We start from the raw sequence: 21674 nt of genomic DNA, 5'->3' as shown, positions 1-21674 counted from the left end.
TATATTGTGCTACTTTTCCCTCTTTAACCCTTAATTGGTATATTCAGCTCTTCAGTACCCGGCAGAACAAATTCCCCGTTCTGAATAATAACAATTCCTTCTCCGTTTTCTTTTACTGCTCTGATTTCTCCAAGTTCATCATATGGAATGGTTATATCAGTATGGCAGCTAAAATAAGCTTTATCCGGATCAGTCTTTCTATTTAAAGAAATCTCGTTATCTCTTGCTATAATGCTCTTTCCATCTGGGTTGTATGTAATATTGTCTTCTTCGTGAGAATAACATGTATCACCTACGGCAAAATGAGGTCCCGTCTTTTCAGCTATAAGGATTGGTAACTTATCCGCTATAGAATAGTCCCTCGCGATTCTGTATGCAGTTGTATTAGTTCCGATGGCAAACTCTCCAATCGGAAGAGTCTTATGATTAAAAAGAATGTTATCGCTTATATACTTTTTGTTCTCTTCATCGGATTCAAAATTTGAACAATTATAATCTTTTATACATCCATCCTCGAAAGTAATCTCAAGATTCTTAAAGAAAAGTCCCTCCAGATAAACTCCCGATACGTGGAGTGTACCATTAGTTCCCTTAAGAACAGGCGATGTAAATACCTCTCCGACAGGAATATTGACATCGGCAACACAGTTCTCGAAGTTGGTTTCATGAGCCTTGTCTTTAAGCTCGTGAAGCATAACCTTCATATCTGTTCTGTTGCCGTTCATGCCCTTAACTTCAACGTAAACAGCCTCGTCAAGTGCATCTATGATCTTCTGCTGAATATTCTGATACAGCTTGTAATCAAGTGTATTTATCTTAACGACTTCATTGAATATCTCCTGGAACTTTGGCCCAATCTCGGGAACAGGGAAAGCAATGATAGTAAAGCTTCTTTCCTTTCCTATTATGTATTCGTTCATAATAAGACTGTTCTGAATCTTGAAGTCGCTTAAAAGCTTCTTCTGAGTATCGCTATAGTGAACAGCGTCCTTTTTAGGAACAGGGGCAAAGGGCTTTTCTCCAAAGGTCTCGATAACAGCCGGGCCTCCAAAAACCTTAGCTTCCTTTTTATACTTTTCACCTGCAGCTCTCATGGCCTCAAGCCTTCTGGTAACAAGCGCTCCATCAAGATAAAGAGCATCGTCATCTTTATGGTCATAGTCAAACTGCTTATTGGGAACTGCTCCTGTATATCCCGACCGTCTGGCACTTCCAAGCATTGTAAAGACAGACATGTTAGCCCTATAAATACTGGACTTAAGACCAATTTCTTTAAAATTGGAAACAGCTTTTTTTACAATTCTTTCAAATCCAAGCTCATAAACAATAGCCGCAGTCTTCTTAATAGTAATATCCTTGCCTGTCATGGCAAAGCCAATGCGATATCCTTCTGTATAAGTGGTTGCGAGCTTATCAATCTCTTCCTGAGACAGAGTATTTAGATGCTCTGCAGTCTTAAGCTCGTTGTCTGTAATATATTCTCCGAATTTATATAAGTAACGCAGATCAGTAAGATCACTATTCATTATGATGTCTCTTGCATAATCTGACTCAGGAGCTACCATCTGTGCAAATCGTATGCACCTTTCTTCTTCAGCATAATCACTGTAGAACCAGTACATTATCTGTCTTATAGTTTCATATTCAGGAAGCTTTCCTTCCTCACAGGCAGATGAAAAAGCTCCATATACCTCTAAAAACAGCTCTGCCCTGATGACCATATCAAATCTGTTATGCTCAAACGCACTTGGGATCATTGAGCGGATTTCAAAGTAAAGGCTCGATAATATCTTTCCAAACTCTTCTCCAAGTTTTTGGACAGCTACCTCAGGATTACCAAAAGAGCTGCCATAATTTTCAGGAAGAATATCCTCATAAAGAGCCTTGTTTCTTTTGCCAAGCTCTTCAATGGAGTCCTTCTCAAGTCCTCCCTCCAATGACCAGTTCAGTGTATCATCCATCATCTCAATAAAGCCTGAAACAAACCGGAAATACTCGTCATATTCCGGCATGCCAAGCTTTTCATTTTTTATTTCTTTTATCCTTGAAACTGCAAGCTGATATCTTTCACCTATCATTTCGCTGTCAGTTGAAAATTCGTAGTAAAGTTCTTCACTCATTCTTTATCCCAATCCTAAAACTAAAATAAATACAACAAAAAGGAAGGCTATTAGGTTAAGTGCTATTCCCAGATTTGGAAACAATTTAAAAATGTCTTTTTCAAATCTGGATCTGATACCAAGCACCAGCCCTATACATGAAAATATCGCCGCAACAAAAGCCGCTGCGGCGTATCTCATAATAGCCTGTCCACCATTTACATATGAAAAATAAACCGAAAGAGAAAGCGCGGTCACAGAGAGTACACCAAGAACAGTAGACATTATCCCCTTTTCAGGATGTCTATTATCTGTAAACATATACCTGTCTCTGACCGGCTCAAGTTTTTTTATCTTTAATCGAAAAGAACTCTTTTTACTCATTTGATGCTTAAATAATAACTCTCTTTCTGCTTCCAAGGAGCTTAGCTCCACTTATAATAAGAAGCACCCCGACTGCAATCCCCGCAATAATGGAAATTATGCCAAAGGCTATATTAAGAGCCCCTGTGCCTCCAAGTACCTTATATGTATGTTCGTCCATATGACCCTCCTCATATTGCCTGCACTCTGCAAAAATTATTTTGCACCGTACTCAGCATAATACTCATCAATGGCTTTCTTGATATCTTTTGTAATAACAACTTCACCATCGATTGGTCTGTTGTACAGATAATTTACAACATCATCCATCTTGACAATAGAAGATGCACTAAAGCCATATCTCTCTTTAATCTCATCCAGAGCACTCGCGTCAGAATCCTGCCCCTTCTCCTGTCTGTTAAGAGATACCATAAGGCCGACAATATCACAATCTGCCTGCTCCTGAATGATCGGTACAGTCTCTTCAATTGACTTTCCTGATGTTGTAACATCCTCGATGATAAGAACTCTGTCTCCGTCTCTAAGCTTAGAGCCTAATAAAATTCCCTTATCACCGTGGTCTTTAATTTCTTTCCTATTGGAACAATATCTGATTTCTCTTCCATATAGTTCACTGATTGCCATGCTTGTAGCAACAGCAAGTGGAATTCCCTTATATGCAGGTCCAAAAAGAACATCGAACTCAAGCCCGAATGTATCATGAATAGCTTTGGCATAATAGTTACCAAGCTTTTTAAGCTGAGATCCGGTTACATAAGCGCCGGCATTCATAAAGAATGGTGACTTACGTCCACTTTTCAAAGTGAACTCTCCGAACTTAAGAACATTACTGTCAACCATGAATTCTATGAACTCTTCCTTGTATCTTTCCATACTCTGGTCTCCTTTGAGCAACATTTTAAGATTACAAAAATCACTAGTAGATTATAACACCTAAGTACTGTATACACAATTTGAAAAACTCTAAAAACAGGTTTTCAATTTATCTGTTCGCAAGCGCATCAGCAATGTCTTTTTTCATATCAATAACTGCTGCTCTTGCGGCTTCACCAACCTTGCCATCATTAAACTGACTGTAGTTTTCGCTCTTCCATGCTGCAATGATTCCGCGGGATGAGTTTACAATAGCGCCAAGGCCATCTTTATTAAAGAAGTGAACAAGATCTTTTCCCTTTCCGCCCTGAGCACCATAACCCGGAACAAGAATGTAAGCATGAGGCATAATGTCTCTCAAAACCTTGCCTTGTTCAGGGTATGTAGCACCAACTACTGCTCCAACATTACTGTACGAACCATCCATTGAGTCAAGGCCCCATTTTTCAACCTGTTCTCCAACAAGTTCATATAAAGCTCTTCCATCAATGACTCTATCCTGAAACTCTCCGCTTGAAGGATTTGATGTCTTTACAAGCACAAATATTCCTCTGTCTTCAGTATTGCAGACCGAAATAAAAGGCTTCACACCGTCGGAACCAAGATAGGGATTAACGGTAGCAAAATCTTCGTCAAATCCTCTAAATACCTTGTCGCCAATCTTGACTGAGCCAAGATGTCCAACAGCGTAAGCCTCTGATGTGGAGCCAATATCTCCTCTTTTTATATCACCAATTACTAAAAGACCTTTTTCTTTACAATAATCTACTGTTTTCTTAAATGTAACAAGTCCGGGGAGTCCAAGTTCCTCATACATTGCAATCTGAGGTTTAACTGCCGGAACCAGATCATAAATGTTATCGATGATCTCTTTGTTGAACTGCCAAAAAGCCTCTGCAGCCCCTTCTAAATTCTCGCCTTTTTCCTCAAAACATCTCTCTTTGATATTATCGGGAACAAAATTAAGTTTTGGATCAAGTCCCACAACAATTGGTGCAGCTGTCTTTTCAATTCTGTCAATAAGCTTTGATATCATTTGATCATTTCCTTTTTAGTTATTTATCATTTACGGCTTCGTAAGAAGTCGTCGATAGCACCTGTAAGTTTTTCTTTTGGCATAGACTTAAGAAGGTATTTCTCAGGTTTGAGATTAACTACCTTCATAACGCTTTCTTTATCATCCTTAGCTGTAAGGAATATAACAGGAGTATGCTTAAGTTTGGAACTACCTCTGATTTCCTTAAGCACCTCAGGCCCACTCATAACCGGCATTTCATAATCCAGAAGAATGAGATCCACAGGGTTTTGAGCAAGGAAAGAAAGCGCAATCTTACCTGAACTAGCCATGTAAACATGATACTTGACCGACAACCATGTTTTCATCATTCTGAGCATGGTACCGTCATCATCTATAATAAGAATCTTTTTTCTTAAACTCTCATCAACTGCGCTGTATTCTACCACAGAGTCAAGATGTTCCGCAAGAAGCTTTACATCCAAAGGTCTAAGATATGTTTCCTGAACCTTCTCTTTTGCAATATAACTAAGAGCAAGAGTCAGCTCATCTCTGTTTCCGATAAGATAAAGCATAAAACGCTCTGTATCAATTGCTTCATTTAGATATTTAAAAAGATCAACGTCATCTATGGTCGTATCACCAAGGTACAAAAGATAAATGCTTGGTTTATCTTCCACTTCTTTAATTGCCTTTGAATTTGGAGCTACACTTATAACTTCATAATTCTCTTTCTGAAGTCCTACAACAATGGCATTAACCATGAAACTTTTTGTATGTCCAATTAGGAATGCTTTCTTTTCCATATCAATTCCTTTCGATTTTTCGCTTTCTATTACAATATATTCAAAAGCCCATCTCTGTCAACTGCTCCCATAAGTCTCTTAATTTCATTATGTTTGGAAGCATACGCCTGTGGAATACGGTACTCTTCAAGCATCTTCATTATATCATCAGCACTGTCAAAATATGACGCCGAAACAAATTCTTTTATTGACTCATATGCACTTTCAAGCTGCTCTGCAGCTATTTCGGGCTTATCCTTATCTTCTTCCTTAGTCAGTAAAGAAAGTTTTTGGTTGTAGCTTCTATACAACTCCAAAAGATCCGGTGTAAGTTTTTTAATCGCATCAACATTTTCATCATTGCCGCACTGTTCAAGGTATTCTGCCTTGTCCGCAAGGTCTATTGCACCAATTGCCCGAGCTGAGCTCTTAAGTCCATGCACGTAAATGGTATAGTTTTTGATATTTCCTTCAGCCTCATATCTTTCAATAAGACCAGACCTTTCATCAATTGCAAGTTTAAAATCTTTCATTACCTCCAGCGCAACGTCAGGAGAACCACATCTTGCAATAGCTGTTTCAATGTCAATGCCGCTTACCTTCAGAATTTCCTGCATTGCCTCTTTATCTGTTTCTTTTTCCTCTTCCTCATTTGATACAAAATCTTTGTCACCGGGCCTTGTAACTTTAAACGATGGAAGATAACTCATTATCATATCTTCAAGTTTGACAGGATCTACAGGTTTAGACATGTAATTTGTAAATCCTTCCTTGAAATACATTTCTCTTGAACCGGATACAGCATTGGCAGTAAGCGCTATTACAGGAGTCTTTTTATTGAGATTGCCGCTTAGTTCCTCCATGGCGTGGAATGTCTGGATACCGTCCATTTCAGGCATTCTGTGGTCTAAAAAGATTATGTCATACTTATTTTTCGATACAAGATCAAGTGCTTCCATTCCGCTTGTTGCAGTATCAACCATTATCTGAGTCTTTTTCAGCAGGCCTTCCACAACAGTGAGATTAGTCTTGGTATCATCAACAACCAGGATCTTAGCATCCGGCGCATGGAAGGTCTCATGATAATCATGAGTATCCTTAACTGCCTCTTTATATGCCTCGCTGAAATCACCGATAGGATCCATATCCACAACTCTTTGGACTATTGCAAAAGAAAACTCGGATCCCTTTCCATATTCGCTTTTAACTACAAGCTTTGAATCCATCATGGATAAGAGGCTGTTCACAATATTTATTCCAAGTCCTGATCCTTCAATTGTTCTGTTTCTCTTTTCATCGATTCTTTCAAAAGCCCCTGAAAGCTTATCAATATCTTCTTCTTTGATTCCAATTCCGGTATCTGTTACTTTTACTCCCAAAAGGATTTTATTTTCTTCAAATGCATCCTCCGGACTTTCAGCCTCAACATTCTCATATGAAATATCTATAGTGACACTTCCTGCCTCAGTATATTTAATGGCGTTTGTCACTATATTGATAACACATTGCTTTATTCGAACCTCGTCGCCATAAAGGACATGAGGTATTTCTTCCTCCACATTCACGAGCAACTCAAGATTTTTTTCCACAGCCCTGACTCTGGCCATGTTCACAACGTCATTAATAAGAGATCTTAACTCATACTCAACAGGGATTATCTCAAGCTTTCCCGCTTCAATCTTGGAAAAATCAAGTACGTCATTAATGAGTGCTAAAAGAGTTTTACCTGAACTCTGAATATCTTTTGCATACCTGATCACAGTGCTGTCATTGGACTCCCTGAGAATCATCTCATCAAACCCAAGAACTGCATTGATTGGTGTTCTGATCTCGTGAGATATATTGGAAAGAAATCTTGACTTAGCCTCATTGGCACTCTTTTCAATATTCAACTGATCTTCTATACTCTGCCTTGTTTTAACAAGCTCAATGTACTCCATCAGCCTGTAAATAGTCAGATCTATTGCGTGGTACAGTTCTTCAATTTCATCTCCGGTGTTTATATGCAGGTTATGAACTTCTTTCACATTAGCGTTTATATCAATGTCATTAGAGTTATAGATTCCCGTAACAGCTTTGGAAAGACTTCGTATTGGTCTTGCTATCCTCCGTTGAGCATACCTGTTTACAAATACCGCAAGAGGAATAACTATGATCAGAATCAGCATAGAAAGCTTTACGCCAAAAGCTGTACTTCCAAGCTGGTATCCATTTGTTTCCAGCTCCTCTGTACTGGTGACAACATCGTTCATCATAGTGATGCTGACCAGACTCTCAAGCATCTCCGTATTTGAAATATCATGCCATCTTTCATCAATATAAGAATCCATCGTATCATCAATGGACCTTACTTTCATAGTAGGAATAAGAGTATTTGAAGCAAGCTCTGCGGATAAACCAAGAACAATGGCTTCAAACACGATTATATTCATTACAACCGCGCCAATCTTGGATTTTCCTTCAACCTCATATCGCTCATCTTCATCAAGAATGGAAGCATCCACATAATACTTCCCGTTTCCAAGTTTTAGCTTTTTTTCTGCCGGCAAAAACCTGAAAAATGCATACACGATAAGACACCCTATAAAGCACCCGGGTGCCTCGTTCAAAAAAATATATATATGGGTTATTCCCGAAAAATCTGTCAGGCTCTTTCCTGCCAAAAGAAACAGAATGATTCCCCAGAAATTGCCTGTAAGAAACTGCAAAAATACCGATGTTAATAATGTCTTTGGAATATTGGAAAAGAATTTTCTCCTGGCGAGTATATCTGTCACGCAGCAAACCAGAAGGTAAATAAAACAAAGATAAGAAAAACTGCTGTAAGCTATAGATTTATAGATAAACAACACAAGCACACTGATCATTCCGGGTACAGCCCCTCCAAGGGCTGTAACCAGAACGATCGGAATATACTTAAAAATATAGTAAACACCGGCAAGAACCTGATTCATTTCGTCAACGTACAATATCTGCCTATTGTAAAGTATCGAAAAAAATGATGCCAAGACAATCATCAAAAAGTCTATCAGTACTTTTTCCGGGATCTTCCTACTTTTTTCCATAAAAGCCTCTAAAGTCTGTGTCACATGTGTCCATCACGATGCATAGAAAACTTATCCATCGGATAGTTTTTCAGGTTATCCAAAACTTTTCTCTCATCTGCTTTTGATAGCAATGTCTCTCTGGCCTTAGTAATCTCTGTATACTGTTTATGCCTTGAAGGTCCGCCTACGCAACCTCCCGGGCAAACCATTCCTTCTATGAAATCTTCAGGAAGCTTGCCAACTTTCAGGAGTGTAAGTGCCTTCTTACATTCAGCTCCGCCTGCAGCCCTAAAGAGTTTGATCTGTGAAGTGTCTACTCCTCTTTCCTGCATGCATTCAATAACTGCATTGGCTACTCCACCACTTGTGGCAAATCTCTTTCCCCAGATAGATGATTCCTGATATTCATCACTAACCGGTTCAAATTTAACATCCTTAGATCTCATAAGAGCTCTAAGCTCTCCATATGTAACTACGTAATCAGCATTTCCGGGAACCGACTTATCCTGTGCCTCAGATTTTTTAGCTATACATGGTCCTATAAATACTGTTACACATCCCGGTCTTGTTGCCTTTAAGTATCTTGAAATAGCACACATAGGTGAAACCGTACTGGACATATTGTCTTTATACTGCTCCGGGAAGTGCTTCTTTAGCATATTTATAAACGCCGGACAACATGATGTTGTCATTTTATGACCTTTTTCAAAGGCTTCTGTCCACTCCTCAGACTCGTAGGCAGCTGTCATATCTCCGCCAAGTCCAACCTCAACCATATCAGCAAAACCAATCTTTTTAAGGCCTTCTCTGATGGATGCCATGCTGATATCCTCACCGAACTGTCCTTCAGTTGCGGGAGCGCACATGGCGATGACTTCCTTGCCCGCCTTTATCTCTTTTATGATATCAACAAGGAAGGTCTTACTGCCAATAGCTGCAAAAGGACAGCTGTGAATGCAGTGACCGCACTGGATACATTTATCTTCATCAATTTTGCAGTATCCATATTCATCATATGTGATAGCGCCTACAGGACATGCCTTTTTACATGGTCTCTCAAGGTGAACTATCGCATTATATGGACATGCATTGGCGCACATTCCGCACTCTTTACACTTAGCCGGATCAATATGCATATGTGTATCACCTGGTGTTATGGCTCCAAATTTACACGAGTTAAGACATGCTTTTCCCATACAGAATCTGCAGTTATCAGTAACAGAGTATGCAGAAATCGGACATTCATCGCAGGCCGGATCGATTACCTGAACTATATTCTCCGAATCCGGATTATAGGATGGACTCTTAGCCTGAGCCAATCTGATACGCTGTCTTACAATTTCTCTTTCTTTGTAAACGCAGCATCTGTAAGATGGTTTAGGTCCGGGAATGATCTTAAGGATCAGCTCTTCAATGTGTTCAGGATCATTTATCCCATCCCACTCGAGCCTGCAGACCTGCTCCATGATGTTGTGTTTAAAGCGATTCATACTTTCGTCATTTGTAACCATAAAAATCCCCTTCTTATTGTTCAGTTCCTGAATAGTAACTTCATTTCTTATTGATCATGCTTGCCAGATACCCTGCGCCAAACCCATTGTCGATATTAACAACACTTACTCCGCTGGCACATGAATTGAGCATAGACAAAAGAGCTGCAAGCCCGCCAAAAGCCGCTCCATAGCCGACACTTGTCGGAACAGCAATGACCGGGCAGTCAGAAAGCCCCCCCACAACACTTGCAAGTGCGCCTTCCATGCCTGCAATAGCAATGATGACATTGGCACTCATAATGTGTTCCATGCTCTCTTTATTTATAAGCCGGTGTATTCCTGCTACACCAACATCATAAAGCCTTACTACGTTATTCCCCAAAAATTCAGCAGTTCTGGCTGCCTCTTCTGCCACCGGCATATCACTTGTCCCACCCGTTGCAACAACTATTTTACCAACTGCTTTTGTTTTATCAGGCATTTGACCTGCTATGCCGATTCTGCTGAGCTCATCATAGTTAAGCTCAAGGCTGTCGTCTTTTTTATTTTGCAAAAAGAAATCCCTTGCTTCCACAGACATTCTGGTAATCAGAACGCTCTTTTGTCCATGAGATATAAGTTTTTTGGCTATCTCCAGAATCTGATAAGGCGTCTTGCCCTGCCCATATATAACTTCAGGCGCCCCCTGCCTTAATCCCCTGTGAAAATCAGGCTTTGCAAAGCCCATATCCTCAAAAGGCGCTTCTTTTAGCTTAAGAAGTGCATCGTCTATCGAACTTTCGCCCTTCTTAACAGATTCCAAAAGCTCCTTTATAGCTTTTTCATCCACTTTTATTCTCCTTAGGTTCCCTATCAGGGCATACTTTCCATTTATAATATTCTACCATAATACATATATAAATAATTATAAAAGAATCATAAAAGAGCAAAAGCTGTTTTAAGCCTCAAATTATGATATAATCAGTTTCGCATTTTGGTTTTATCAAAAAGGAGGTTCTGTATGAATATTCATCTTTGTAAAGGGGATGAGACACTTGATCAGGCACTTCAATACATCAACGAGCACGACAGCGAAGGAAGAACATACACTTTCGACAGGGAAACAGACCGGTGCTACATAGGAGATGAAGTTTTTGCAAGTGCACCTGTTCTCATAAACTACAAAAATACTTATTATGCTTTGCATGAAGTTTAATTAAATAACTAATAATTTAAAAGGAAAATATCATGGACACTATAAAGAATGCGATCAAAGAATATTTTACTCAAAAAGATTTTAAAAAGCGCCTTATCTTAATGCTTGTCGGCGTATTTCTCATGGGATTCTTTTTATCCTTCCTGATCAAAGTTGACCTTGGAACGGACCCATGTACTTTCATGAATCTCACTATATCCAGACGACTTGGAATCCTTCTAGGGACCTGGCAGCTTGCACTAAATGCAGTTCTCTTCATTTTCGTTATAATTTGGGGAAGAAAATATATTGGACTTGGAACAATTGCAAACATGGTTTTTATAGGTTACATCGCCGACTTTTTCTGCTGGGTATGGAGTATAACAATTCCGGAAAGATTCTTTACTGTTTTTCCTTCAAGAGCAATCATTTTCGTAATTGCCCTTTTTTGCTTCATTGTTGCCGTATCGTTTTATATCAACGCAGCCATGGGAGTTGCCCCATACGATGCAATGCCTCAGATAATTTCTGACAAAATATTAAAAAAAGTAAAGTTCACCTACATAAGAATGGCATATGACTTTTTGGTCATCATTGTAGGAATTTTATTTGGCGGCACACCAAATATTGGAATTGTCCTTATGGCGCTGTTCCTTGGTCCAGTTATTACTGTCGTAGGTAAAAAATTAAACGACTACATTTTCCATCTTTAATTCAAGTAAAAAATGGAGCTGTGAATGATTTCTCATTTCACAGCTCTTTTTATCTAATTATGCTCTGATCTTTACAAAAGCCACCGGCTTCTTTTCTTCAACATGCTTTGTTCTTCGAACCAGATCGGTTGTATGAACTGTATACTCGGATTCCTCTTCCTCGTCCTGCATATTTCCTGAACCCAACATATCAAGCGCCTTAAATTTGCCGTATGATAAGTTCTGCTCCTTTGCCTTGATTGCATCAGTCATAATTGCAATACAACTCTGACTCATGCCTGTTTTTGTCTTTGCGGAACGTCTCATTATTTAATTCCTCCATCTCATAAGAAAATTTTTTTCATCAGATGAAACGGCGTGTAAAGTACCTTTTCAGGCCCCTCAACCTATTGTATCTCTACACCATTTTTTCATCTAATGGGTACATTATATAACAAGCCCTTATAAAATGGTAGACGCTTTACTGTTTTAAAATATTAAAATTTTATGAAATTAAATTTCACCTTTGCACTTTAATTCGCTCATCACCAGCCAGATAATTAAGCAGTGCCTGTCTTGCATGCTCCTTATCAGTGGCCTCTACGCTCACTACAAACTGATATGTATGCTTCTTGGGACCTTCCAGCTGACTAAGTCTCTCCGCCTCGGCAATGGATTTATCCTTAGTGTCCTCACGTGTCATCTCCATTATGTCATTAATGGCAAAGGTCTTAAACAGCTCCTTATACTTATCATCTGTAAGATACTTGTCAATCAGTGCTATGGTATTTCCAATATTTAAATATTCTCCATGAAGGAAACTCTCCATATCAAGGATCTCACCATTTCTATTACTGGTCTCTTCATCCCAAGAAAGTTCTTTGCTCATGATTTCATCAGTCTTATCTATATTGGCTTTTTGCCAATCCATAACATACCATTTCCAGATTTGAAGACGTTTTCTGTTCACATCCTCATCACTTAACTCAGCCATTTTCTGAACTGCATGCCTTACACCTCTGGAAACCAAAGCTTCATTAGTAGTGGCTATTTCATAGCTGCGGCTTTCCACTTCAGCCTTTTTTACCATGTTTTTAATTGTAAGTCCTAATTCCCCATCCGATATCCGTATGAGAAAAAGAGAGTAATCTCCATGACGTGCGATCACAACCGGTCTTTCAACAAGAATTGTATTCTTAAATTCATTAAAAGACTTGAGCACATCATCATTTTGAATGTAACGAAAGGTTTTACTCATTTAATTCCTCTTTTCAAGGTATTGTTCCTTAAATTTATCAATTCTGCAGGGTCTTCCCAAATGGAAGCCAATCATTTCTGATATAGGATAACTTTTTGCTATTTCCAAAGTTTCCTTATCTTCTATTCCCGTATAGCAGGTCCTTATCCCAAGATTGTGGGTAAATGAAGTGATTGCCTCAACCATGTACCTTGTGGTAATATTACCGACTATTCCACCAGTCACAGCCGGAACAAGGTTTACCAAATCAATTGGCAAATGTCTTACATAATCCAGAGAAGCAAAATCAGAAACATCAAGTCCCACTTTAATTCCACATGATTTCAAAAACTCTATCTGGCTCTTTAAATGTTCTATTCCGAGTTGTCTGCTGCTCTGTGCCATCTCAAGACATAAACCTGTAGCAGGATAACCTATTTTTCTCAAAATATCAATAAGGGTTTTTCTGAAATCAGATCTCTCAAGCTGCATAAAAGCAAGGTTTACGCATAAATAAAAATCTTTTTTTACCTTTCTGATTTCCAGCGCATCCTTAAGAGCATTTTCTAATATCCAGTTACCTAATGTATAAAATACTGTATCCTGTTCAAGCCATGGTATAAATTCAGCAGGAGAAACATCCCCAAAGGGCTCTTTCTGCCATCTGAGAAAAACCTCCATACCAACAAGCTTCTCATCTGAAATAGAAAAAATCGGCTGGTATTCCAGATGAAAACCTTCAAATCCATTTAATATGCAATTTCTGACTGTATCCACAAGTTCAATGCTGCTTTTATTATTATCCAACTGATCATTGTGGAAAATTATAAGATTTCCATGTCTTTGGTTTTTAGAATAACTAAGAGCATATTTAGCACTGATATAAATTGAATGCTCATCAATATTAAAATCAGTTGATATAATAGCCCCTCCACCAAGCTCTGCTCCTACTTTTTTTCCTTCAAAACTCAAATTCTCTCTTGCAAAAGCTCTGAGCTTTCCATATAACTTTTTTACCTCATCTATATCCATGGCATCGCTTATAAAGGCCATTACTGTTCCTTCGCCTCTATAGACTTTGCCCATAATTCCAGCTTCCTGCCTGAACTTAGCAGCCATGGCCCGCAAAATATTATTGCCACTCATATAGCCATATCGTCTGTTTATGTTTGCAAAATCAATAAAGTTGATAAGCAGGATAATATACTCACTTTTCTGAGTCTTGAGGTTTCTCATATGATTGAGCATCTCATAGTGATTGGGCAAAAGAGTTATAGGGTCATTATTATCAACTATTCCCTTGTTTATGATTGAACAAGCGTAAAACACCGGCTTTCCTGCATAATCTTTAATCACAACGCCTCTGCAGGAACAGATAACAAATTCTCCGTTACTATTCTTGGCTCTGTATTCGATGGTTGGTTCAACTTCTACGCCTGCAAAAGCCTGGTTTATGTATTCATTGTATCTGTCCCTGTCATCACCATGTATTCTTGTTGTCCATACACTCGCTGCATTGTAAATATACTCTCCTGCAAGTCCAAAGTAATCTACTGCGTTTTTAGACCACCTTGCTATATTCCGTCCCATATCATATACATAGACATAACGGCTTTTGGATGTTACAGCGAAAGTATCAAAAATCCTGTTTATTGTATCGTATGTTCCTCCCATTTTAGCCATTCTCCTGTATGCCTTTTATTATCTGAAATCTCTGGCAGTCATTCTTCCTTTTTCCTGTCCGGCAAGCCTTTTTGCTTTCAAAAGTCTCTTGTTGTAATACATTGCCTCATCAGCCTTTTTCACAACATCCTCAAATTTAGTGCCATCTTCGGGGCAACGCGCATACCCTGCACTTATTGATGCCTTAAGCTCTATCTCACCTATAGTTACTTCTCTGGCAACATTTTCGCGCATTCTGGCAATAACGCTTTCATAAAACTTCCTGTCCTGCGTCCCATGTATTACAACAACAAATTCATCGCCACCCACTCTGAATGCCCTGTCTTTTTCGCGAATACTATTCTGAAGCCTCTTAGCAACAATGTTAAGTAGTGCATCACCTATATCGTGTCCATAGTTATCATTTACCTGTTTAAAATCATTAAGGTCAATGTATATCAGACCATAAGGAAGCTTTTTCTTGGAGAGTTCTTCCATATGATCCTGATAGCTTCTTGGGTTATACAAATTAGTAAGTTCATCACGATAAGACAAGACTTCAAGTTCTTTGGCCGTAGCCTGAAGTGAAGCATAAGCTGCAACGAGCATTGCCAAAAGAATACTTATTGTAATAACTATGATCAGAACCCCCGCTGCCTCGTATAACTCCATCCAGTTGCCGAAAGGAGAAATAGAAAGTGTCCAATAGCTTCCACCAACGGTACTTATCATAGCTTCAACAGGTGCGGCAAGTTCTCTTTCCGAGTATTCCATGATTATCTGTGTCTTACCTGTTACGACATCCGTTCCTTTAAGCTTATACTCATAGCCCTCTTCTGCTATACCTTTAATATTTACACCTGAAAGAAAATCTGAAAGATTAATTGTGACAGAAGCAAAGCCCCAGAATGAATCACTAGATTTTTCATCCCCAAGATATATGGGGCGTCTAATGATAATTCCATAAGTGTCATTAGGAAGATTAACCGGTGTCATAATGATTCCGACACCTGCATTTTTACTGTTATCAACATGAACTTTGTTCTGGGAATCCTCAAAAAGATTAACCCTTTCTGACACTCCACTATTCATTGGATATACATAATTTATCACTCCATTTGGAGCCAATGTCATATCAACGACATCGATATTATCATCAAAAAGAGCTTCACCTATTTTTTGAAATGTGTCCTGAGTGAGCTCTCCGTCGCTGCTCATAACTTCGATCTCAAGAATTCGTGTGATATACTCTCTGTTTTTTATTTCAGCATGAATTCTGTTAGCAATAGATTCCGCAATAAAAGTAGCCCTTTCCCGTCTGATTCTCGAGGTATTACTAAGAAAGGCCATTGCAAGCATTGTAGTAATAATAAGTGAGATTGCAAAAGTGATAAGTCCTAACCTGATGCTACGCTTTTTAGACATTCGTACCTCCAAACAAGAAGCATTCACCAAATCCCGTATCATTTTAGCCTATACACAGTAATTATATCATATTTTTCAAACAAAAAGGATTAGCCTGCACTTATACTTCTTGCAAACTAATCCCTTTAAGTTACTGTTCACTCGCATACAGCTCGCTCCAGTAACCACTTCGCGCATTCATTCCAAATCGACTTCGTCGATGGAATGCGCTCACTCCCGTATCAAGTTCTCACGAAATGCGCAGCTTAGTGCGCATTTCTGTCTGAACAGTAACCCCTTTAATTCTAACTAACTATTATTTAACTACAATGTTCACGATACGACCAGGAACATAGATTTCTTTTACAATGTTCTTGCCTTCAAGCTTATCAGCTATAAGTTCCTTACCCTTGGCAATTACTTCATCCTTAGGATCTTCCTTGCCAATCGCAAGAGTCGCCTTAACTTTACCATTGATCTGAACTGCAATCTCTACTGTATCTTCAACACACTTAGCCTCGTCATAAGTTGGCCATGCTTCAAAAGCTATGGTGTTGTCATGTCCAAGAATCTGCCACATTTCCTCTCCGATATGCGGGCAAATGCAGGAAAGCATCTTGATGAAGTTCTCTGCATACTCTCTTGGGCAGCTTCCCTCTTTGTAAACTGCATTAACAAAAATCATCATCTGTGCAATGGCTGTATTGAATGCCAATGCCTCAAAGTCATTTGTTACTTTCTTTACAGTCTGATGATAAACTTTTTCAAGATTACCATTGTTTTCATCTGTGATATTTTTTTCTTCTGTGAAGAATGAATATGCACGGTTAAGGAACTTTCTGGCTCCTGTTACGTTATTGGAATTCCATGGCTTTGATACTTCCAACGGTCCCATGAACATCTCATAGAGCCTCAAAGTATCTGCACCATATTCCTCAACAATATCACTTGGATTAACAACAAATTCAGGAAAACGCTTACCCATCTTGATACCGTTTTCGCCAAGGATCATTCCCTGATGTACAAGCTTTTTAAATGGTTCTTTTACAGGAGAAAGTCCCTTGCTGTACAAAAAGCGGTTCCAAATACGTGAATATAACAAATGTCCAACTGCATGCTCAGGACCACCCACATAAAGGTCAACAGGCATCCAGTGCTTAAGCAGTTCCTGATTAGCAAATTCATTGTCATTGTCAGGGTCGATATATCTCATGTAGTACCATGAAGATCCAGCTGAACCAGGCATTGTTGAAGTTTCTCTTGTGCCCTTAAGTCCGTTCTTATCATAATGCTTCCACTCAGTTGCATTCTCAAGAGGTGCCTGACCGCCATGTCCCTTATAGTCCTCAAGTTCAGGAAGTACTACAGGAAGTTCGCTGTCATCAAGGAACTGAATGCTTCCATCTTCCTTGTAAATACATGGAACAGGCTCACCCCAATAACGCTGTCTTGCAAAAATCCACTCACGGAAGTGATAGTTAACCTTTTCCCTGGCAACGCCCATATCAACGAGCTTCTTTGTGATAGCTTTTTTAGCCTCTTCAACAGTCATTCCATTGAATTCTTCAGAATTCATAAGGATGCAGCCCTTACCGAGGTATTCTGTCTTTTCGAAAGCATGCTTTGTAACGTCTACAGTTCCTTCTGTATTGTTAATAACCTGAATAAGTGGAAGTCCATGAACTTCTGCATACTCAAAGTCTCGCTGGTCATGAGTAGGCACAGCCATAACTGCACCTGTACCATAGCTTGCAAGTACGAAATCACCAATAAACAGTGGCACTTCCTTACCATTTACAGGGTTGATAGCATATATTCCCTTAAGAGGGCAACCTGACTTAGTCTTGTTAAGGTCTGTACGATCAAGATCGTTCTTTTTAAGAGTTTCATCGATATATGCCTGAACCTCTTCAGGATTCTCAACGCGGTCCATAAGGCCTTTTACAATATCTCCGTCAGGAGCAAGTACCATGAATGTAATACCGTAAATTGTCTCGATACAGGTTGTGAAGATAGAGAACTCTCCGCCGCCTACGATCTTAAAGTCAACTTCCACACCGGTTGACTTACCGATCCAGTTACGCTGGATTTCTTTTGTTGATTCAGGCCAATCGATCTCGTTAAGGCCATCCAGAAGTTCTTCTGCAAAAGCCTGCTGGTCGATAACCCACTGTTTCATCATCTTCTTAACTACAGGGTATCCACCACGCTCAGACTTACCGTCGATAACTTCATCATTTGAAAGAACTGTTCCAAGTTCTTCACACCAGTTAACCGGCATATCAATGTGCTTGGCATATCCGGCTTCATATAACTTTTTAAATATCCACTGTGTCCACTTATAAAACTTGGGATCACTTGTTGCAATCATCTTGGACCAGTCATAGTCAAAACCAAGTTCTTTAAGCTGCTTGGAGAATGTCTGTATATTTTTCTCTGTAAAACCGGCAGGATGATTACCTGTTGTTACAGCATACTGCTCTGCAGGAAGTCCAAAAGAATCATATCCCATCGGATGTAAAACATTATATCCCTGCATACGTTTCATTCGGGACATAATATCAGTTGCAGTGTACCCTTCCGGATGACCTGCATGTAGGCCTACTCCTGATGGATATGGAAACATATCCAATGCATAATATTTTGGCTTGGAAAAATCCCACACGTCTGTCTTAAATGTTTCGTGTTCTTCCCAATACTTCTGCCACTTAGGTTCAACTGCGTGATGGTTGTATACTTCTGACATGAACTTTCTACTCCTTCTACTTTTCTCATATGAATATCTGCGTATTCAGAATAATTCTGACATCTGCATAGATATTAAAAAATTTTACCACAAGTTGGCCTTATGTCAAACTTATGATGCTCCAAATACAATATTTTCATATCATATAATAATGTATCAAAACGCCGAAAAAATAAGCTTTATATTTATTGTCATTTTAGCGTAGAAGTATTATCATTATAGTATATAGATATTGTGGGATTCTACGAGAACATGTTCTTATATTCTCCCCACGTAATACATTTTAAGGAAGAACGAGGTAAGCTATGTATATTGCAATGCAATGTGCTGACAGTAACGGCACTTTAAACACTGAGATATGCACTTTTTATGGCATAAGATATGATACAAGATACAGATCCGCTGTCATTTCAACTGAACACCTCAATCATGACTATGTCATTCCTATGGATTCAAAAGATTACGAAACTGCCGCCAAGCAGATTATGGAAGCCATGAAAGCGCATGTCAACTTGATCAGCATCGAAAATGGCATTATCTGCCGAGGAAGAAAAGGTGAGTCAAGACATGTGGAACCTCAAAAGCTAAAAATTGTTCCTATCTGATACTTGAAATATCCTGTAAACATAAAAACGCCCTCAAAAGTCTAACGCTTTTGAGGGCTTATCATTTCTTATATAATCATTTTCCCATTGATGCAATAAGCGCATCTATTTCTGCCTGACTAAGCATTCTCCCGGGGTCGGCTGCTGCCGGGGCCGGAGCGGGAGCGCTCGCCACAGGAACACTGGATGGTGAAAAGCCACCTCCACCACCTGCCTGCGATGATTTACCCATTATGCTCGCAAGTAATTCCTGCTGTTCTGCGCTAAGTCCGTTTACATCCATATATTATCTCTCCAGATTAATCTTTGGTCTGTCAGTACTTAAACAACAGTTTCTAATTTATGGACAATATTCCATGTATAAAATTATTGTATATAGCACAAAAATATTCGTCAAATAACCTTTTTATAAATATCTCTTAAACTAGTAATAAAAATCAAAAATATGCCTTGCTTTATTATTGTCTGAGAATCCAGGATTTATACCGTCTTACCCGTCTTACATATGTCTCTCAGGCAGCATTCCTCACACTTAGGTCGCCTTGCAACGCACACGGCTCTGCCATGAGTCACAAATCTGTGGCAAAGAGAATTGCCTTCCTCAGGAGGAATGATCTTCCAGAGTTCTTTTTCTACCTTGGCTGGCTCTTTAATATTATCCACAAGGCCTATAAGATTACAGAGTCTGATGCAATGTGTGTCTGTTACAATTGCGGGTTTTCCAAACACATCACCCATTATAAGATTGGCGCTTTTTCTCCCAACTCCTGGAAGTGCCAAAAGCTCCTCCATATTGTCGGGCACATTTCCGCCGTATTTCTCGTGTATAACCTTCATGCAGGCTGAAATGTCCCTTGCCTTGGAATTACCAAGTCCACAGGGCCGCACAATCTCTTCAATCTCTGAAGCTTCAGCCTTTGCAAGAGCTTCAACTGTTGGAAACTTTTCATATAATATTGGTGTTATCATATCAACTCTTGCATCTGTGCACTGGGCCGCCAGCCTTACACTTACAAGCAGCTGCCAGGCCTTGTCATAAGCCAGCGTGCAGACAGCATCAGGATATTCATTTTTTAATCTCTCAATTACCTCAAGCGCCAGTTTTTTCTTTGTCATATATTTACCTGCTTAGCTTCTCTTATCATCTATTATTTATGAAATAAAGATTGAATACTATCTATTATAACGCGTTCATATCATATAAGCACGCAGATGATGGAGAGCCATATGACGTAATACCCAAAATTCTTTTGACTTCAAAGAAACTCATACCATTGAAGTTCCGTTAGAGGCTCTTCCCAAGAACGAAGAAGACGAAACGCCTGTAACCTCTCCTGAAAAATGGAGGGGCATTTTATATGCAAATTTATTGATTAAAAATAATCATTATTGTATTTTTATACATCATGGATGGACATTCTCCTATACAGCTGTATAATTATAAATAAAATTGCATATTAAGGAGAAGAACAATGAAAAAAGTAAGTAGTTTTGTTGGGAAGTACATGGCAATCATTGTACTGGTAGTAGCTGCGCTGGCTCTTTTTGTACCCGGAACATGTCTGTGGATCCAGACATCATGGGTAAACTACCTTCTTATGGTAGTAATGTTCGGAATGGGGCTTACACTTAAACCGGAAGATTTTATTCTTGTTTTCAAAAAGCCCCAAGATATCCTTCTTGGATGTGTGGCTCAGTTTACCATTATGCCGCTTATAGCTTTTGCTCTCGGAAAAGCATTTGGCCTTGAAGCAGGTCTTTTGGCTGGTGTTATCCTTGTTGGAACATGTCCCGGAGGCACATCCAGCAACGTTATCACATATCTTAGCAAGGGCGATGTTGCTTTGTCAGTGGGGATGACAAGCGTTAATACACTCCTCGCTCCAATTTTAACACCTGCAATCACATACCTTCTTCTTAGAACTTCTGTAACTGTAGATGTTTTGGGAATGTTCGTTTCTATTATTAAAGTAGTTATCGTACCTATTGCTCTTGGATTTGTCATCAACAGATTCTTCGGAAAGTTCACAGCTAAGGCAGGTGATGTTCTTCCGCTCATCTCTGTTACAGCTATCACACTTATCGTAGCAGCCGTTGTATCACACAACTCAGCAAGAATCCTCGAGACAGGTGCTGTTGTATTCGTAGTAGTTATCCTTCACAACCTTTTAGGATATGCATGTGGTTACCTTCTTGGAAAGGTTTTAAAACTTCCTGTATCCAAGAAAAAAGCTCTTTCTATCGAAATTGGAATGCAGAACTCAGGTCTTGCAACCTCTCTTGCAGGGACAGCTTTCCCAGACCTTGCAATGGCAACCGTACCAGGCGCCATCTTCTCTGTATGGCACAATATTTCAGGTGCTATCCTTGCAAATATCTATCAGAAACTTGTAGATGATGCAGAAAAAAATGACGTTAAGGAAGAGCCCATTTTAGAAAAGGCTCAGTGATCAAAATA

The 21674-nt window shown here is 39.2% G+C and carries 20 protein-coding genes; 4 read left to right on the top strand and 16 right to left on the bottom strand.

Annotated elements, in window-relative coordinates:
• Nucleotides 1-23: 23 nt before the first annotated feature.
• The 9 genes from BM146_RS06840 to larB form a co-directional block, all read right to left on the bottom strand.
• Nucleotides 24-2120, bottom strand: a complete 2097-nt coding sequence (locus tag BM146_RS06840) for an aminopeptidase (RefSeq protein ID WP_242949357.1) — start codon at nucleotides 2118-2120, stop codon at nucleotides 24-26.
• 3 nt (nucleotides 2121-2123) lie between these two features.
• On the bottom strand, nucleotides 2124-2483 hold the full coding sequence (locus BM146_RS06835; RefSeq protein WP_074886444.1) for a DUF6142 family protein: 360 nt from the start codon (nucleotides 2481-2483) through the stop codon (nucleotides 2124-2126).
• Between the two features lie 7 nt (nucleotides 2484-2490).
• Entirely contained in the window at nucleotides 2491-2643 is a 153-nt protein-coding gene (locus BM146_RS19410) for a hypothetical protein (protein ID WP_022775412.1), read from the bottom strand.
• A gap of 35 nt (nucleotides 2644-2678) precedes the next feature.
• On the bottom strand, nucleotides 2679-3356 hold the full coding sequence (gene pyrE / locus BM146_RS06830; RefSeq protein WP_074886315.1) for an orotate phosphoribosyltransferase: 678 nt from the start codon (nucleotides 3354-3356) through the stop codon (nucleotides 2679-2681).
• 109 nt (nucleotides 3357-3465) lie between these two features.
• A complete protein-coding gene (pyrF, locus tag BM146_RS06825) occupies nucleotides 3466-4392 on the bottom strand; it encodes an orotidine-5'-phosphate decarboxylase (RefSeq protein ID WP_074886312.1) in 927 nt (308 codons plus the stop codon).
• Nucleotides 4393-4418: 26 nt separating this feature from the next.
• The gene (locus tag BM146_RS06820; protein WP_074886308.1) at nucleotides 4419-5177 is read right to left on the bottom strand and encodes a response regulator; all 759 of its coding nucleotides are present in this window, start codon (nucleotides 5175-5177) and stop codon (nucleotides 4419-4421) included.
• Nucleotides 5178-5206: 29 nt separating this feature from the next.
• Nucleotides 5207-8221 carry a response regulator gene (locus BM146_RS06815; protein ID WP_074886305.1) on the bottom strand — a complete coding sequence of 1005 codons (3015 nt, stop codon included), beginning with the start codon at nucleotides 8219-8221 and terminating at the stop codon, nucleotides 5207-5209.
• Between the two features lie 20 nt (nucleotides 8222-8241).
• Nucleotides 8242-9714 carry a 4Fe-4S dicluster domain-containing protein gene (locus tag BM146_RS06810; protein ID WP_074886302.1) on the bottom strand — a complete coding sequence of 491 codons (1473 nt, stop codon included), beginning with the start codon at nucleotides 9712-9714 and terminating at the stop codon, nucleotides 8242-8244.
• 40 nt (nucleotides 9715-9754) lie between these two features.
• The gene (gene larB / locus BM146_RS06805; protein WP_074886299.1) at nucleotides 9755-10525 is read right to left on the bottom strand and encodes a nickel pincer cofactor biosynthesis protein LarB; all 771 of its coding nucleotides are present in this window, start codon (nucleotides 10523-10525) and stop codon (nucleotides 9755-9757) included.
• Between the two features lie 171 nt (nucleotides 10526-10696).
• Here larB and BM146_RS06800 point away from each other — a divergent pair, with 171 nt between their 5' ends.
• Nucleotides 10697-10891, top strand: a complete 195-nt coding sequence (locus BM146_RS06800) for a hypothetical protein (RefSeq protein ID WP_074886296.1) — start codon at nucleotides 10697-10699, stop codon at nucleotides 10889-10891.
• Between the two features lie 32 nt (nucleotides 10892-10923).
• The gene (locus tag BM146_RS06795) at nucleotides 10924-11583 is read left to right on the top strand and encodes a YczE/YyaS/YitT family protein (protein WP_083413436.1); all 660 of its coding nucleotides are present in this window, start codon (nucleotides 10924-10926) and stop codon (nucleotides 11581-11583) included.
• A gap of 57 nt (nucleotides 11584-11640) precedes the next feature.
• Here the strand turns inward: BM146_RS06795 and BM146_RS06790 are convergent, their stop codons facing one another.
• The 5 genes from BM146_RS06790 to leuS all read right to left on the bottom strand — a co-directional run bounded on the left by BM146_RS06790 (nucleotide 11641) and on the right by leuS (nucleotide 18611).
• The gene (locus tag BM146_RS06790) at nucleotides 11641-11889 is read right to left on the bottom strand and encodes a hypothetical protein (protein WP_074886293.1); all 249 of its coding nucleotides are present in this window, start codon (nucleotides 11887-11889) and stop codon (nucleotides 11641-11643) included.
• Nucleotides 11890-12082: 193 nt separating this feature from the next.
• Nucleotides 12083-12820, bottom strand: a complete 738-nt coding sequence (locus BM146_RS06785) for a hypothetical protein (protein WP_074886290.1) — start codon at nucleotides 12818-12820, stop codon at nucleotides 12083-12085.
• Nucleotides 12821-14473, bottom strand: coding sequence for a sensor domain-containing phosphodiesterase (locus BM146_RS06780; protein ID WP_074886287.1), 1653 nt, complete (start codon nucleotides 14471-14473; stop codon nucleotides 12821-12823).
• 27 nt (nucleotides 14474-14500) lie between these two features.
• Nucleotides 14501-15886 (bottom strand): diguanylate cyclase domain-containing protein, encoded by a 1386-nt coding sequence (locus BM146_RS06775; RefSeq protein ID WP_074886284.1) that lies wholly within the window; start codon nucleotides 15884-15886, stop codon nucleotides 14501-14503.
• 295 nt (nucleotides 15887-16181) lie between these two features.
• Nucleotides 16182-18611 carry a leucine--tRNA ligase gene (leuS, locus tag BM146_RS06770; protein ID WP_074886280.1) on the bottom strand — a complete coding sequence of 810 codons (2430 nt, stop codon included), beginning with the start codon at nucleotides 18609-18611 and terminating at the stop codon, nucleotides 16182-16184.
• A gap of 305 nt (nucleotides 18612-18916) precedes the next feature.
• Between leuS and BM146_RS06765 the strand changes: the two genes are divergently transcribed.
• On the top strand, nucleotides 18917-19216 hold the full coding sequence (locus BM146_RS06765; protein ID WP_074886277.1) for a hypothetical protein: 300 nt from the start codon (nucleotides 18917-18919) through the stop codon (nucleotides 19214-19216).
• Between the two features lie 76 nt (nucleotides 19217-19292).
• On the opposite strand, the gene BM146_RS06760 is transcribed toward BM146_RS06765, so the two are convergent.
• Complete coding sequence (locus BM146_RS06760) at nucleotides 19293-19499, bottom strand: hypothetical protein (RefSeq protein WP_074886274.1); 207 nt, start codon at nucleotides 19497-19499, stop codon at nucleotides 19293-19295.
• 197 nt (nucleotides 19500-19696) lie between these two features.
• Nucleotides 19697-20332: an endonuclease III domain-containing protein gene (locus tag BM146_RS06755; protein ID WP_074886270.1), complete on the bottom strand. Its 636-nt coding sequence runs from the start codon at nucleotides 20330-20332 to the stop codon at nucleotides 19697-19699.
• 356 nt (nucleotides 20333-20688) lie between these two features.
• Here BM146_RS06755 and BM146_RS06750 point away from each other — a divergent pair, with 356 nt between their 5' ends.
• Nucleotides 20689-21666, top strand: a complete 978-nt coding sequence (locus BM146_RS06750) for a bile acid:sodium symporter family protein (RefSeq protein WP_074886267.1) — start codon at nucleotides 20689-20691, stop codon at nucleotides 21664-21666.
• Nucleotides 21667-21674: the final 8 nt, after the last annotated feature.

The sequence above is a fragment of the Butyrivibrio proteoclasticus genome (genome assembly GCF_900115735.1).
In the GTDB taxonomy this organism is placed as follows: Bacteria; Bacillota; Clostridia; order Lachnospirales; family Lachnospiraceae; genus Butyrivibrio; species Butyrivibrio proteoclasticus_B.
Note: the sequence above shows the minus strand (reverse complement) of the source record. Positions and strands in the feature narration are given on the sequence as shown.

What these genes read in the sequence shown, in the direction of transcription:
- BM146_RS06810 (WP_074886302.1), bottom strand. Translation starts at nt 9,714, where the DNA reads ATGGTTACAAATGACGAAAGTATGAATCGCTTTAAACACAACATCATG.
- BM146_RS06765 (WP_074886277.1), top strand. Translation starts at nt 18,917, where the DNA reads ATGTATATTGCAATGCAATGTGCTGACAGTAACGGCACTTTAAACACT.
- leuS (WP_074886280.1), bottom strand. Translation starts at nt 18,611, where the DNA reads ATGTCAGAAGTATACAACCATCACGCAGTTGAACCTAAGTGGCAGAAG.
- BM146_RS06750 (WP_074886267.1), top strand. Translation starts at nt 20,689, where the DNA reads ATGAAAAAAGTAAGTAGTTTTGTTGGGAAGTACATGGCAATCATTGTA.
- BM146_RS06790 (WP_074886293.1), bottom strand. Translation starts at nt 11,889, where the DNA reads ATGAGACGTTCCGCAAAGACAAAAACAGGCATGAGTCAGAGTTGTATT.
- BM146_RS06795 (WP_083413436.1), top strand. Translation starts at nt 10,924, where the DNA reads ATGGACACTATAAAGAATGCGATCAAAGAATATTTTACTCAAAAAGAT.
- BM146_RS06780 (WP_074886287.1), bottom strand. Translation starts at nt 14,473, where the DNA reads ATGGGAGGAACATACGATACAATAAACAGGATTTTTGATACTTTCGCT.
- BM146_RS06755 (WP_074886270.1), bottom strand. Translation starts at nt 20,332, where the DNA reads ATGACAAAGAAAAAACTGGCGCTTGAGGTAATTGAGAGATTAAAAAAT.
- BM146_RS06800 (WP_074886296.1), top strand. Translation starts at nt 10,697, where the DNA reads ATGAATATTCATCTTTGTAAAGGGGATGAGACACTTGATCAGGCACTT.
- pyrE (WP_074886315.1), bottom strand. Translation starts at nt 3,356, where the DNA reads ATGGAAAGATACAAGGAAGAGTTCATAGAATTCATGGTTGACAGTAAT.
- BM146_RS06785 (WP_074886290.1), bottom strand. Translation starts at nt 12,820, where the DNA reads ATGAGTAAAACCTTTCGTTACATTCAAAATGATGATGTGCTCAAGTCT.
- BM146_RS06775 (WP_074886284.1), bottom strand. Translation starts at nt 15,886, where the DNA reads ATGTCTAAAAAGCGTAGCATCAGGTTAGGACTTATCACTTTTGCAATC.
- BM146_RS19410 (WP_022775412.1), bottom strand. Translation starts at nt 2,643, where the DNA reads ATGGACGAACATACATATAAGGTACTTGGAGGCACAGGGGCTCTTAAT.
- pyrF (WP_074886312.1), bottom strand. Translation starts at nt 4,392, where the DNA reads ATGATATCAAAGCTTATTGACAGAATTGAAAAGACAGCTGCACCAATT.
- BM146_RS06760 (WP_074886274.1), bottom strand. Translation starts at nt 19,499, where the DNA reads ATGGATGTAAACGGACTTAGCGCAGAACAGCAGGAATTACTTGCGAGC.
- BM146_RS06820 (WP_074886308.1), bottom strand. Translation starts at nt 5,177, where the DNA reads ATGGAAAAGAAAGCATTCCTAATTGGACATACAAAAAGTTTCATGGTT.
- BM146_RS06840 (WP_242949357.1), bottom strand. Translation starts at nt 2,120, where the DNA reads ATGAGTGAAGAACTTTACTACGAATTTTCAACTGACAGCGAAATGATA.
- BM146_RS06815 (WP_074886305.1), bottom strand. Translation starts at nt 8,221, where the DNA reads ATGGAAAAAAGTAGGAAGATCCCGGAAAAAGTACTGATAGACTTTTTG.
- BM146_RS06835 (WP_074886444.1), bottom strand. Translation starts at nt 2,483, where the DNA reads ATGAGTAAAAAGAGTTCTTTTCGATTAAAGATAAAAAAACTTGAGCCG.